Annotated in this window: 13 protein-coding genes and 1 pseudogene; 1 reads left to right on the plus strand and 13 read right to left on the minus strand. The window is 37.9% G+C overall.

Annotated elements, in window-relative coordinates:
• Window positions 1-62 precede the first annotated feature (62 nt).
• The 12 genes and pseudogenes from dprA to PI20285_RS04240 form a co-directional block, all read right to left on the minus strand.
• The gene (gene dprA, locus PI20285_RS04185) at window positions 63-932 is read right to left on the minus strand and encodes a DNA-processing protein DprA (protein ID WP_057772186.1); all 870 of its coding nucleotides are present in this window, start codon (window positions 930-932) and stop codon (window positions 63-65) included.
• 33 nt (window positions 933-965) lie between these two features.
• Window positions 966-1,742 carry a ribonuclease HII gene (locus PI20285_RS04190; protein WP_057772184.1) on the minus strand — a complete coding sequence of 259 codons (777 nt, stop codon included), beginning with the start codon at window positions 1,740-1,742 and terminating at the stop codon, window positions 966-968.
• A complete protein-coding gene (gene ylqF, locus PI20285_RS04195; RefSeq protein ID WP_057772182.1) occupies window positions 1,720-2,589 on the minus strand; it encodes a ribosome biogenesis GTPase YlqF in 870 nt (289 codons plus the stop codon). Before ylqF ends, PI20285_RS04190 begins: the two co-directional genes overlap by 23 nt.
• 23 nt (window positions 2,590-2,612) lie before the next feature.
• Window positions 2,613-4,037 carry a S41 family peptidase gene (locus tag PI20285_RS04200; protein WP_057772181.1) on the minus strand — a complete coding sequence of 475 codons (1,425 nt, stop codon included), beginning with the start codon at window positions 4,035-4,037 and terminating at the stop codon, window positions 2,613-2,615.
• Between the two features lie 10 nt (window positions 4,038-4,047).
• Window positions 4,048-4,278, minus strand: a complete 231-nt coding sequence (locus tag PI20285_RS04205; protein ID WP_057772179.1) for a YozE family protein — start codon at window positions 4,276-4,278, stop codon at window positions 4,048-4,050.
• Window positions 4,279-4,288: 10 nt separating this feature from the next.
• Complete coding sequence (locus tag PI20285_RS04210; protein ID WP_057772177.1) at window positions 4,289-4,894, minus strand: YpmS family protein; 606 nt, start codon at window positions 4,892-4,894, stop codon at window positions 4,289-4,291.
• A gap of 9 nt (window positions 4,895-4,903) precedes the next feature.
• On the minus strand, window positions 4,904-5,842 hold the full coding sequence (locus PI20285_RS04215; protein ID WP_057772175.1) for an SGNH/GDSL hydrolase family protein: 939 nt from the start codon (window positions 5,840-5,842) through the stop codon (window positions 4,904-4,906).
• A gap of 106 nt (window positions 5,843-5,948) precedes the next feature.
• Window positions 5,949-6,794: a DegV family protein gene (locus tag PI20285_RS04220; RefSeq protein ID WP_057772174.1), complete on the minus strand. Its 846-nt coding sequence runs from the start codon at window positions 6,792-6,794 to the stop codon at window positions 5,949-5,951.
• Between the two features lie 69 nt (window positions 6,795-6,863).
• Window positions 6,864-7,379 carry a dihydrofolate reductase gene (locus tag PI20285_RS04225; RefSeq protein WP_057772172.1) on the minus strand — a complete coding sequence of 172 codons (516 nt, stop codon included), beginning with the start codon at window positions 7,377-7,379 and terminating at the stop codon, window positions 6,864-6,866.
• A gap of 17 nt (window positions 7,380-7,396) precedes the next feature.
• Entirely contained in the window at window positions 7,397-8,347 is a 951-nt protein-coding gene (locus PI20285_RS04230) for a thymidylate synthase (RefSeq protein ID WP_057772170.1), read from the minus strand.
• 18 nt (window positions 8,348-8,365) lie between these two features.
• Window positions 8,366-10,267 (minus strand): annotated as a pseudogene (locus PI20285_RS04235) (ABC-F family ATP-binding cassette domain-containing protein).
• Window positions 10,268-10,273: 6 nt separating this feature from the next.
• Window positions 10,274-11,497 (minus strand): CCA tRNA nucleotidyltransferase, encoded by a 1,224-nt coding sequence (locus PI20285_RS04240; RefSeq protein ID WP_057772169.1) that lies wholly within the window; start codon window positions 11,495-11,497, stop codon window positions 10,274-10,276.
• A gap of 144 nt (window positions 11,498-11,641) precedes the next feature.
• Here PI20285_RS04240 and PI20285_RS04245 point away from each other — a divergent pair, with 144 nt between their 5' ends.
• Window positions 11,642-12,517 carry a YitT family protein gene (locus PI20285_RS04245; RefSeq protein WP_057772167.1) on the plus strand — a complete coding sequence of 292 codons (876 nt, stop codon included), beginning with the start codon at window positions 11,642-11,644 and terminating at the stop codon, window positions 12,515-12,517.
• A gap of 63 nt (window positions 12,518-12,580) precedes the next feature.
• Here PI20285_RS04245 and PI20285_RS04250 read toward each other — a convergent pair whose 3' ends face one another.
• A complete protein-coding gene (locus tag PI20285_RS04250; RefSeq protein ID WP_057772165.1) occupies window positions 12,581-13,057 on the minus strand; it encodes a nucleoside 2-deoxyribosyltransferase in 477 nt (158 codons plus the stop codon).

Below are 13,057 nucleotides of genomic sequence, written 5' to 3' on the forward strand. Positions count from 1 at the left end.
TTGTTTTAAAATCCTTAAGGGTTCCTAATTCCTAGTAATCGTATTTCATATTCTGGATTCTGTCAAATCAAAAATTCTTCTACTATATGTTGGGAGTTCAGAACTGGTTTTGCTCCAGCGGCAATTAATTCGTTACAACCGACCGAAAGAACATCATCAATTCGTCCCGGAATGGCGATAACATTACGATTATTTTGTAGCGCTAAATTGGCTGTAATCAAGCTTCCACTATGCTGTTTAGCCTGGACTACACATAAAGTCTCACAAAGCCCGGCAATGATTCGATTGCGTTCGACAAAGTGATGGCGCTTTGGTCCCGCATCCAAAGGATATTCACTTAAAATTAATTGATGTGAGGCCATATATTTCTGTAAAGCTTCATTTTGTTTTGGGTAATATCGATTTAACCCAGTTCCAATTACACCAATTGTGTAGCCGCCACGGCGTAAGGTTTCTTTATGAGCCATGGCATCGATGCCAGCTGCCAATCCGCTAATGACAGCAATATTTTGGGCAACCACTGTTGGTATGAGTGTTGCGAGACATTTTTCGCCGTATTGATTTGCTAAGCGAGCCCCTACCATGCCTAATAATGGTAAACGCAAAAGCGCCAATTCCCCTTCATAGAAGAGAATAATTGGCGCCATAAAAGCTTCTGTCAGTTGCTGCGGATATTCCGGATCACAAATAGCCAATATTTTTGTTTGTGTCAAATGTCGAGTAACTTTATTCTGTAGGTTTTCTGAGCTAAAATCCGCCAGAAATCGTTTTTGATTTTGACTACTTACAAAATTTAATATTTGATCTGGCGTCAACGAACAGGCCTGTTCCTGGGAATGATGCGTTTGCCACCATTGCCAAAATTTAGCCTCTCCATGACAACCTATCCCTTTACATAAGTGTAATTTTAATAAAAATTCTTTGATTTGCATATTCTTCACCTCAAAGGAAGATACGCAAACCAATTAGTTTTTAACGTAATGCGTTACAGGCGAAAAAGTCAATCGGTGAATAGGCGTTGTACCCAGATTTTTTAAACCTTGTAAATGTTTAGCAGTTCCATACCCGACATTTTGACTGAAATCGTAACCTGGATAGAGCTGATCATAGATAGTCATTAAATGATCTCGGTAAACTTTAGCCACAATACTAGCTGCAGCAATGCTAGCACTTTTGGAATCGCCCTTAAACATCCGTTGTTTAGGAATATTTACAGGAATATCAACGGCATCGACTAACAATTGTTGAGGCCGTACCGCTAAATGAAGGACAGCATTTTTCATAGCCTGACGCGTTGCCTGTAAAATATTGAGCTGATCAATCGTTGCTGGACTAGCTGTACCAATTGAAACGGAGACTGCTTTTTCAATAATTTGAGGATACAGTCGTTCCCGTGTTTGTTTTGACAATTGTTTTGAGTCGTTAACCTCAATCAAATTAAAATCGTGAGGCAAGATAACCGCAGCTGTCACGACAGGACCAGCCAAACAGCCCCGACCGACTTCGTCAATACCGGCGACTAAATTAAGTCCCTTTTCCCAAGCTGATTTTTCCAACGTAAGCCGTTTTTGAAACTGGGTCACTAAAACCTGATGTTTTAATACCCTTTTTTTACATTGATTGAGCAGTCGCTGAACCCCTGCCCGCGGATCTGCTTGATATTGTTTGAAAATAGGATCCGTTTCTTCTGTGATGTTTGCTAATTGCAATTGAATTTCTTTAATCGTTATCCTTTTTTTCATGATTAAATTCCTCAACTTGATCCAACGTAAAACGCCCAAGTTTTCCTTTTCGGGCATCTAGCATAATGCGATTACTTGCTCGATCATAATCTTCTCCCATTCCTAAAGATTGAGTAATTTTTAGGAGTAAATCAGGAGTGGACAGAGAAAGATCATCTTCATTAAGCTTGTAACGTGCCTTTAACATTGGCCAATATGATTTCTTGAAAATTTCAAGTCCCATTAATGCAACATCATCACTCGCAAAAAGATTTTCCTTGATTGCACCTGTAAATGCCAATCGTTGTCCAACCGTTTGATCCTCAAACTTAGGCCACAAGATACCAGGAGTATCCAAAAGGGCTAACCCATTATTGGATTTTAACCATTGTTGATTTTTTGTGACCCCCGGTCGATCAGCAGTTTTAGCGATTTTTTTGTTAACTAAATGATTGAGGAGCGTTGATTTTCCGACGTTTGGGATACCAACACAAACAGCTCGAATAGTTTGATGTTGCAGACCACGATCTGTTTGATTTTGTAGCCGTTTAGCAAGCATTTCTGAAGCTTGCTTTTGAATGCTTCGTTCGATTGTTCTTGCACGGGAATCCACCGCAATAGCGGGTTGACCTTGGCTTTGATAGAAATCTAGCCACTGCTTAGTGATTACTGGGTCAGCAAGATCACTTTTAGTCAAAACTAATAGATGTGGCTTTTGTTGAATGACCTCTTTAACCATCGGATTTCTAGACGATTCAGGAATTCGTGCGTCAACCAATTCAAAGACGATATCTACTAAGTGTAATTTTTCTTCAATTTGACGGATTGCCTTGGCCATATGCCCTGGATACCATTGAATATTTGCCATTATTTTTCTCCAATTTTTACTAGTTATTTTAAAATTGATTCAGCTTTTTTTAGTGCTTCATCGTTTTTAGCAATCTGTGCCTGCAGCTTAGTTTCAACACTTATGATTGTTTTAGCGTTCGTTGTGCCCGTTGCTTCCAGCTTGTTTTTTTGTTGATAAGATTTAACGGCTGTCTGAGTTGTTTTACCAAAGTAACCATTAGCTTTGTCTTCGAAATAACCTAAAGCTTTTAGCTCCTTTTGTAATGTTTTGATTTGACTAGAAACGTCACCAAGTTTATATGTCTTTTTGGTGTTCATTAACTGTAGGTAGGCGTACTTTGGATAGTCCGCTTTGTATGTGGGTGTAAGCCCCTTTTTGTTAATCCAACTTCCATTTGGGGTCAGCCATTTAGCAATCGTAATCTTCATTTCACTCTTATCTTTGAAATCACTGACAGTTTGGACAGTCCCCTTGCCATAAGATTGGGTACCAATTAATGGTGCATCTGCAGATTGATGCAAGGCCCCTGCAAAGATTTCAGCGGCACTTGCACTCCCACCGTTCATTAAAACGGCAACCGGTTTAGTTACTTTATAACCACCATCATATTTTTTTCCGGCTTTGTAAACCTGTTGTTGGCCAGTTTTAGCTTGAACCCTCATAATGGTTTTGCCGTTCTTCAAGAACATTGAAGACATTTTTAATGCTTGATCCATTAGACCACCTGGATTATCACGAACATCTAAAACGTAAGATTTAACTCCCTTTTTGTCCAAACGTTTTAAGGCAGTTTTTAGCTCTGAAGCCGTGTGTTCTGAAACAGAAGTAATCTGGATATAACCAATTTTTTTGTTGATTACTCGTGAATTCACGGTATTAACGGGAATTTTTGCCCGGGTTAAGGTTTGTGTAAAGGATTTTTCATTCCGTTTAACAGTGAGGGTTACTTTAGTCCCAATTTTTCCACGCATTAATTTAACGGCTTCAGTCACTGATTTACCAGCAATGGATTTTCCGTTAACGGCAGTAATTATGTCTTCTGGTTGTAATCCGGCCTTTTTGGCAGGTGTTCCCTTAATTGGTGAAATGATTTTAATATATTGTCCTGATTTTTGAACCTCAGCACCAATTCCAGAAAAACTGGATGAAATCTGATTATTCAGGCTGGTAGCTTCGGTTTCGTTCATATATTCAGAAAATGGATCATCAAGGGAAGAAATCATACCCTTAATTGCTCCATTAGTTACTTTTTTTGAACTAACTGGCTTGTAGTAATTATTCTCAATTGTTTCGTAAACCGCTTGAATTTTTTGCATTGAAGCCGTGGTTGTTTCTGCTTGAGAAATGACCGCACGAGTTTGGACGTTTGCGACACCGTAGGCAATCCCCCCGCCCACTAATAAGGCAATGATAATGGACCAAATCAAAGTTGTGCGTTTAACTGTTTTCGGTTGTTTTTTATCCATTTAAATCTCCTTAGTGAACATTGGATTCTAAGTATTTTTGCCAGGTTTCATCAAAGATAGTCATTGAAGGCAAATAGTTACCGTTAAGTTCTAAATATTTAGAAAGTTCATCAAAATCTGTCGATTGTTTTGGGAAAGCCTGGTCATAAAAAGCGTTGTTAGCAAATTCCGAGATTGGTTCGTAACTTTCTGGATCACGTTGGGTCATTAAAAATTGATAAAATGTTTTACTTACACTCATAGTTAACCCTCTAGTCTGATTGTTTTGGGATATTAATAGAGAAAATAAATTGGTTATTTTTGATGTCTAATTTTTTGGCTTTAAAATAAACGCCATTAGTAGTTTTTATTTTCTGTAAATTTAATGTAATAGTTTTATTTTTTATACGAATCCATTTAGGTAAATTATAATTAGACCCAATATAAGATAGAACTAGCTTGGGGGAGATGCTCAATGCCCCAACCGCTAGATGCTTGGCCGTCAAAACAATATTTCCAGATGATTGAACTGTTGGCGTTAGTGAAAGTGCATAATTCACGTTGCTGCCTAAAACCTTAACTTTACCAATTAAGAAAACTTGTTTGTTTACTTTTAGTTGATAAGAAAAATTTTTGTTTGTTTGATATGGCTTTAAATAAGCAGCCATTAAGGCATTTAGCTGGTTTTTATTGAGATTTACGTTAATTGAACTAGCACTTGTTGTGGTGGTTTGGTTCTGTGAATCTGGGACTGGAGTATTTGCAATTCTCATCTTAAAAAAAATACCAAAAGCAATAATGATTGCTAATAAGATGATAAAAGCCCATTTCCATATATTTAGCTTTGTTTTCTTAGTTTCGACCGTTTTATTTTTCATATACTATTCTCATTTCTTATAAAGCCATTGTTCATGCGTGCGTAAACTACGTAATAAGAGGCGTGTCATTTGATCGTATCCAGCTGGATTGGGATGAAAATGATCACTACTAGAAAGGTAGATATTTTTCTCTTTAGTATTTTCCAGATTCTTTTCCACCTTACTAATTTGCATATCATTTACCGAGGTTGCAGTCGAGCTTTGTTTGAGCTCTGTAAGTGACTTGGCACTTTGATATTGACCTCTTGAAAGTAACTTATTAACTGAGATAAAATAGGCTGATTTGGTCTGTGATACTGCCGCCTTAGTGGTTTCGTCAAAGTTGGTAACCGCCCGATTAATTTGCGTAATATTTGGGAAGTACACAAAGAAGGGATTGTAAATTCCCACAACGTATATTGGCGCAGATTTATTGTAATGACGAACTTGTTTTAAAAGATCTTGAACTTGTGTCGCGTACTTAATATTTAATTTTTCTAATGCAAGTGTAAACTCACCAGATGAAGAGGTGGAATATTTTTGAAGAGCCTGGAAAAGGTCATTTCCCCCTACAGTTATTGTAATTGCGTCAGAAGTCTTGAGTGAATTTTGGAGTTTAGAACTTTGTTTAACCCGTTTTAAAATTTGATCACTACGTTCACCGGAAATACCGTAATTCACGACTTTAGCTTTAATCTGATAATTGTTTTTGAGCTGTTTTTGAAGGCGTTTTGTATAGCCACCTTCATTTTTACTGTCCCCAACCCCTTGAGTAAGGGAATCTCCGAGTGCAGTAATATGAATCTGTTTTTTCTTTGCTTTTGTGATTTTATGAATAACGTGTGTTGTTTTTGATGATTGGTCTTGTGTTGAATGTGTCGGAAAGTAATAATTTAATCCCAGTACAACTAAGGCCACAATAACAACAAACACAATTAACATGATCACTAAATCAGTAATTTTTTTCATTAACCTCTTTTTCAGACTCCTCGCTTAAGGTTCTTATGATATAAACACGGGGCAAAAGGCAGTTTTATAACTACTACCAATTGTCCCGCTAAGTTTGGTAACTTTTTTAATCACCAGTATAGTACATTAAGGCAAATGCTCCGGGGCCACCATGAGTCGCGATAATTGGAACCGTTTCACGAACCAAGATGTTAATATCTGGAAACATTTCTTGAATTTTTTCTTTAATTGGCGCAATGGTTTGAAGAGCCCCCACATGGGAAATCCCAATGGCTTTGATATTTGGTGATTTAGCCATTTTTTCGTAGACTCCATCAAAAAACTTACTAATGGTCTTCATGCCGCGACCCTTAGCAACTACTTTCAATTCGCCCTCAGTTACTTGCAAGACGATTTTTATGTTTAACAAACCACTAATCATTCCGGTCATATGACTAATTCGGCCGCCCTTAACTAAATTATCAAGGGTCATAACGCCCATATATAATTTTGTGTGGTCGCGAATATTAGCTGCCGCTGCCACAATCTCTTCACGTGATTTACCCGCCTCGGCTAATTTAGCAGCCTCGATAACTTGAAAAGCTAACGCACGGTCAGTTGTTTGACTGTCCACTACCATAACATCTGTTTTTGAAAGTTGTGCAGCCTGTTCGGCAGCGTGCACAGTACCACTAATAGCCTCAAGCATGTTAAAACAAACAACTTGGCTACCGTCTTCACCAAGTTTATCAAACACCTCAACAAACTTGCCAATTGGAGGCTGACTAGTTTTTGGGAGTGCTTTTGAATGTTGCATTTTATTTAAGAATTCTTCGTTTGTAATCGTTTCACGTTCTACATAAATTGTATCGTCGATCATGACCGTTAAAGGCACGATGGTAACGTTATAATCTTGAGCTTCCTGATCGGTTATTCCACAAGAAGAATCGGTCACAATTTTGACTTTTGACATTGAAATCCACACTTTCTACACAGATATATATTTATGAATTGATTATAACAGAGAATTCTGACATTTTCATTATTCGTTAGTCTCATTTTTAGTGTTATTTCGTGTATAAACTTCAAAAAAATGCGGAATTGGATTTTTTTTAGGTCCCACCCCCGTCAATGATTCTTCGAGAGTCCACTCGGAATAATCAATGTTAATCATTTTCGTGTCGCCTGTGTATTCTTTGTCAATTCTTGTCCGATATAACATTTCTGCGTAAGGGTAAAGTTGCCGGTAAATTTCTTTTCCGCCGATAATAAATATTAAACGTTGATCGGATTTAAACTCAGTTAAAAATTCCGAAACTGAATGATACACTTTAAGATTATTCGTCTCTTTTAAATCAGTTTGACGTGTTAACACAATGTTTAAACGGTTGGGTAAAGCCTTTGCACCAAAAGATTCAAAAGTTTTCCGTCCCATCACAACTGGATGATTAGTTGTGAGTTGTTTAAAATAGCGTGTGTCATCTGGAATCCGCCAAGGTAACTTATTCTGTGATCCGATGATGCCATTTTTAGATTCTGCCCAAATAAATGCTAACATACGATCAACTCCATTGTTTAAACGGCTACAGGGGCCTTAATTGCTGGATATGGATTGTACCCTTCCAGGTGAATATCTTTAACATCGTAATCAAAGATACTTTTAGCCTGACTATCAATAATTAATTTTGGTGCCGGACGTGGTGTTCGTGAAAGCTGCGTCTTAACTTGTTCAATATGATTAGCATAGATATGAGCGTCTCCAAGCGTGTGAATAAACTCACCAGGCTCCAGCCCAGTTTCTTTAGCAATCAAACAAGTTAATAAAGCATAACTGGCGATGTTAAATGGAATTCCAAGGAAAATATCCCCGCTTCGTTGATAAAGCTGACAACTCAACTTTCCATCGACTACGTAAAATTGAAACATTGTATGACAAGGGGGCAAAGCTGATGTGGGAACGTCTTCTGGATTCCATGCAGAGACGATCATTCGCCGTGAATCAGGATTGGTTTTGATGGTTTGAATGACATTGCTAATCTGATCAATTGTATCGCCGGTGGAAGTTTTCCAGGCCCGCCACTGACTGCCATACACATTTCCTAAATTTCCAAATTCATCAGCAAAAGCATCGTCGTTCAATATTTTGTCATCAAAAATCTTTTTTTGTTCCTGATAGGCCACCGCAAAATTGTCATCTTTTAGAGAACGACGACCAAAATCGGTCATATCTGGACCAGTGTACACGTCACTTTCGATCCATTTTTTAAATGCCCACTCGTCCCATATATGGTTATGATGTTGCAATAAATAACGGATGTTTGTATCGCCATGTAAGAACCACATTAGTTCACTTTTAATTAAACCAAAAGGAACTTTTTTGGTTGAAAGGATTGGAAAGCCTTCTGCCAAGTTAAACCGCATTTGATAACCAAAAGTGCTATAAGTACCAGTTTCCGTTCGATCATCTTTATAGTTTCCATTTTTCAAAACATATTCTTCTAAGTCCAGGTAAGCTTGCTCTAACATTAGTGATTCCTCCTCAGATTAATCCGCTGTATATTGGCTCAGATACTCCCAACGCGCCATCTTTGTATCAATTTGGTGGTCCAGGTCTTCAATTTCTTTTTGAAGATCTGCTAATTTTCCATAATCATCTGCAGTGTCATTCATTTTTGATTGGCAAGCCGCCTTTTTTGTTTCTAATTTATCGATATCTGCTTCAATGGTTTGCCATTCTAATTGTTCCGCGTATGTCAATTTAGTCTTTTCTTTTACGGCCGGCTTTTTTGATAAAGCGGGCTCATCAACAGTAACTGGTACAACTTTCTCTGTTTCTGATTGAACTTCACTGATATGACTAAGGTAATCGGTAAACTGCCCAGAATAATGGATTATTTTTCCATTACCTTCAAAAATTAATAAATGATCCGCCACTTTATCTAAGAAGTATCGATCATGAGAAACAGTGATAACTGTTCCGTGAAAACCACTCAAGTAGTCTTCTAAGACGGTTAAGGTTCCAATATCCAGATCGTTTGTAGGTTCATCCAGTAACAAAACATTTGGTTGTTGCATTAGAATTTTTAGTAAGTATAGCCGGCGTTTTTCACCACCCGATAGTTTCCGAATGAGGGTACCATGCATTGCGCGTGGAAAAAGAAACTGTTCCAATAAATTTGTGACACTAATTCGTTCACCATTTGCATTTAATACGCCGGCGCCGACTTCACTGAGATAGTTAATTATGCGTTTGTCCTCTGGAATTGGTTCGATTTTTTGAGTATAGTATCCCAGTTTAACGGTTTTTCCGATGTCGATCACACCTGAATCTAGTGGAATAAGACCAGCAATGACATTAAGCAACGTGGATTTTCCGGTCCCGTTATTTCCCGTAATTCCCACTCGTTCATCGGCTTGAATGAGATCAGAAAACTTGTCCAAGATTAAATGCGAACTTAGGCGCAGTGAAGCCTCTTTTAAAGAAATCACTTTTTTCCCTAGTCGTTGCTGTCCGAGTTGAACAGCAATATTGTCCGTATTTTGGGCTGGAGCATTTACCGAATCACTTAATGTATCAAAGCGATTAATTCGTGCCTGTTGTTTTGTTCCCCTTCCCTGAGGGCCACGACGCATCCAAGCAAGTTCTTGTTTGTACAATTGATGTTGTTTTTGTGACTGAGAAGCTGCTTGTTCTTCTTGGACAGCCTTTTTAGCTACATAAGCCTGATAATTACCAGGATATTGGTTTAGTTTGCCAAAGGATAGCTCTCAGATCTGGTTAGCAACTTGATCTAGAAAATAACGATCATGGGTAACGATTAATAACGCTCCCTTGTAAGCTGTCAGATATTTTTCTAACCAAGCAATTGAATCAAAGTCAAGATGATTGGTTGGTTCGTCTAACATTAATAAATCCGGTGCTTGAATCAAAGTTTGGGCAAGATCAACCCTTTTTTGTTGGCCACCGGATAAGGTTCCAATTTTCTGGTTAAGATCAGTAATATGTAGCTGAGTTAAAATTGTTTTAACATCACTTTCAGCGGTCCACGCGTCTTCTTGGTTCATGCGTTGTTCAGCCAGATCAAATTGTCGTTGAGTTTCAGAATTTTCAGGTTCTTTAGAATATTTTTCTAACGCTTCTTCATAAAAACGGATGGTTTTGAAAACGGCCTGGGAACCGGCAAATACAGCATCAAGAATGGTCATATTTTCATCTAAAGATGGTGTCTGCCGTAAATAACCAACGGTGTAGTTTTTGGGAGTCTCAATTTCACCACTATCTTGTGGATCAATGTTTGCAAGGACGTTTAAAAGACTCGTCTTCCCTGTACCGTTTGTCCCAATCAAACCAATCCGATCGTGGGCGTTGATCAAAAAATCAATGCCATCAAACAGAGTTTTAGTACCATATGTTTCTGTTAAGTTTTCAGCTTTTAAAGTTTGCATTCATAATCAGCTTTCTGGATTTTTGGAAGTATATTTTCGAGCTTCCAAAAGTAATTCCGATTGATTGTTTTTAAACTGACCCACAAGAACGCCTTCAAGCAAATAGTTAAGGATTATACCCATTTGAGGGCCGGGCGTTATGATTCCGGCCGTTAAAAGGTCGTGGCCATTCACGTCAAGTTCATGAGTTGACTTGATAGGAAGATGTTCGTACCGACTCAAAAGCATTTGCGTGTCTATTTTACTGTTAATTGCGAATAGGACGTTGATAGTGTCTTTGAGAACGTTTCGACCAGTTCGAAAAAGTAGTTTTTCAGAGACAGTATTTTTGGCAATGGCGTCGAATAAACGAATTCCACTTTCTACTTCGTTGATTAATTCATTTGACGTTTTCCAAGCACGTAAAAATGAACGGCTTTGCTCAGGAGATAACTCAAGAGTATGACAAATTAATAACCAAACTTGCGATTCTGAAGTCAGACGAATATTTGGATTCAATTCTAATAATTTGCTAAGCGGCGCTTGTTTGCCTTCAAACTGGGGACAATAGTTATATAACCCAGTATCCAAGAAGTACTTCACTCCTTGAATGACTGCTTGTCCCATCATCATCTTTTCAAATTCAACTAGAATTCTTTCAACTGCAATTTTTTTTAATAATGGTGCGTTATGTTTAATGGCCGCTTCTGTTTTATCTTCAATCACAAAATCAAGTTTACTGGCAAATCGGACAGCACGCATCATGCGCAGTGCGTCTTCATGAAAGCGCTCATCAGGGATGCCCACTGCTCTTAAAATATGTTTTTCAAGATCCTGTAAGCCCGAAAAAAGATCGACGATTGTGCCATCTTCCTTGAGGGCAAGTGCGTTAACTGTAAAATCACGTCGCTTAAGGTCCTCTTCCAAAGAACGAACAAAGGTCACTTTATCTGGTCTACGAAAATCTTGATAGCCACTTTCTGTTCTAAACGTTGTGACTTCATATTTTTGCTGGTGATCAAGAATCATGACGGTACCATGTTTAATTCCCGTGTCGATAGTCTTTTTAAAAAGATCTTTGACCTCCGAGGGATAAGCACTAGTGGCAATATCAACATCGTGAATATGATCATTCAAAATTGTGTCGCGTACACTCCCGCCAACAAAATAAGCCTCATAGCCGGCCTTTTCAATTGTTTGAAGAATGGGACGTGCGGTAATAAACTCTTTTGGTAACTCTTTCATTTGCATACACAATTCGCCAACCTAAACTTTTAAGAATTTTAAATTTAAACCTACGTTCAATATTAACAGAATATGGTATTTTTTAAAAATAGTTGCAATCAGTTAGATCAATGAATATGTTATGATATTGGGGTAAAGCGGGTGAAAAATATGGCAAAAAAAGAATCGGTTCAACTTAAAGATTTATTTATGATTTTTCTTGGTTGCTGTCTATATGGACTTGGTCTGGCGGCTATTAATATTCCCAACCATTTAGCCGAGGGTGGCGCAACTGGAATTACGCTTATTTTTAGAGCGTTATTTCGTATTGATCCAGCCTATTCGACCATTTTAATTAATATTCCTTTGTTGGCAATTGGCTATCGCTTTTTAGGAAAGCGAGCCCTGTACTACACAATCTTTGGCACTTTGATGTTATCTATGTGGCTTTGGATCTGGCAAAGAGTGCCAATTAATATCGATATTGGTCATGATATGTTTATTGCGGGTATTTTAGCTGGTCTTGCTGGCGGTTTTGGAAGTGGTCTTGTCTACCGATTTGGTGGGACTACTGGCGGAACGGACGTAATTGCTAGAATCATTGAGCAAAAACGTGGTGTACCAATGGGACAAACCCTTTTTGCACTGGATGCGGTGGTGTTGACGATTTCTCTCTGCTATATTGATATCCGTCAGATGATGTATACCCTTTTGGCTGCGTTTGTATTTTCTAGAATTGTTACATTTACTCAGGTTGGTTCTTATGCTGCTCGCGGAATCTTAGTCATTAGTGATAACTATCAGTTAATTGCGGATGAGTTAATGGAGCAATTGCAAAGAGGCGCTAGTTTTGTGCATGTCCAAGGAGCTTATTCAAAAGATGAAAAGAAAATGGTTTTTTGTGTCTTAGCACCAAATGAATTAAGTGAAGCAAAAAGAATTGTAGATGATCTTGACCCACATGCTTTTATCTCGGTCGTAGACGTTCATGAGGTAATTGGTGAAGGCTTTACTTATGATTCACCCACTGGAAAGAAAATTAGTTAAATAATACCTAAAAAAATATACGAAACTCTTCAGAAAAAATTTGAAGGTTTCGTATATTTTTTATTAAAAGACTTTAACGTCGCTAAAAATGGTTGGTAGATCATTAAAATTATAAGTTGCTAATTTTTTTATCTCGTCGTTCCCATTAAAAAATGCCGTATAACTTCTGGAAAGCATTAAGTTTAATTCTTGATCATGTTCAAATTGAACCATGATTACGGGGATGTTTGCTTCAAAAGCTGCCCCAATTTCAAAAATAGTCCCACTGTCAGGTTGATTAATGCCATCAGTGTCTTTTTTATAATCCAAAATGGCAACTACTGCATCAGCTCGATGAACCTGGCGCATATCGCTTCCAAAAACACCTGTTTGCCAACGGAATGACCCGAATTCTTCGCTTTCCATTTGATGTTCCATGGGAATGAATATTTTTTCAGCGTTTAAGGTTGGATTCTTTCCCAAAAGTTTTTGGACAGTTTGAATATGTTCTTTTTGAACAGGACTAAAAAAAGGTGCTGCTAGGTAAATTTGATTGCTCAT

This window comes from Pediococcus inopinatus, from assembly GCF_002982135.1.
In the GTDB taxonomy this organism is placed as follows: domain Bacteria; phylum Bacillota; class Bacilli; order Lactobacillales; family Lactobacillaceae; genus Pediococcus; species Pediococcus inopinatus.

Coding starts and splice junctions, on each gene's coding strand:
- dprA (WP_057772186.1), bottom strand. CDS start 932: ATGCAAATCAAAGAATTTTTATTAAAATTACACTTATGTAAAGGGATA.
- PI20285_RS04190 (WP_057772184.1), bottom strand. CDS start 1,742: ATGAAAAAAAGGATAACGATTAAAGAAATTCAATTGCAATTAGCAAAC.
- ylqF (WP_057772182.1), bottom strand. CDS start 2,589: ATGGCAAATATTCAATGGTATCCAGGGCATATGGCCAAGGCAATCCGT.
- PI20285_RS04200 (WP_057772181.1), bottom strand. CDS start 4,037: ATGGATAAAAAACAACCGAAAACAGTTAAACGCACAACTTTGATTTGG.
- PI20285_RS04205 (WP_057772179.1), bottom strand. CDS start 4,278: ATGAGTGTAAGTAAAACATTTTATCAATTTTTAATGACCCAACGTGAT.
- PI20285_RS04210 (WP_057772177.1), bottom strand. CDS start 4,894: ATGAAAAATAAAACGGTCGAAACTAAGAAAACAAAGCTAAATATATGG.
- PI20285_RS04215 (WP_057772175.1), bottom strand. CDS start 5,842: ATGAAAAAAATTACTGATTTAGTGATCATGTTAATTGTGTTTGTTGTT.
- PI20285_RS04220 (WP_057772174.1), bottom strand. CDS start 6,794: ATGTCAAAAGTCAAAATTGTGACCGATTCTTCTTGTGGAATAACCGAT.
- PI20285_RS04225 (WP_057772172.1), bottom strand. CDS start 7,379: ATGTTAGCATTTATTTGGGCAGAATCTAAAAATGGCATCATCGGATCA.
- PI20285_RS04230 (WP_057772170.1), bottom strand. CDS start 8,347: ATGTTAGAGCAAGCTTACCTGGACTTAGAAGAATATGTTTTGAAAAAT.
- PI20285_RS04240 (WP_057772169.1), bottom strand. CDS start 11,497: ATGCAAATGAAAGAGTTACCAAAAGAGTTTATTACCGCACGTCCCATT.
- PI20285_RS04245 (WP_057772167.1), top strand. CDS start 11,642: ATGGCAAAAAAAGAATCGGTTCAACTTAAAGATTTATTTATGATTTTT.
- PI20285_RS04250 (WP_057772165.1), bottom strand. CDS start 13,057: ATGAGCAATCAAATTTACCTAGCAGCACCTTTTTTTAGTCCTGTTCAA.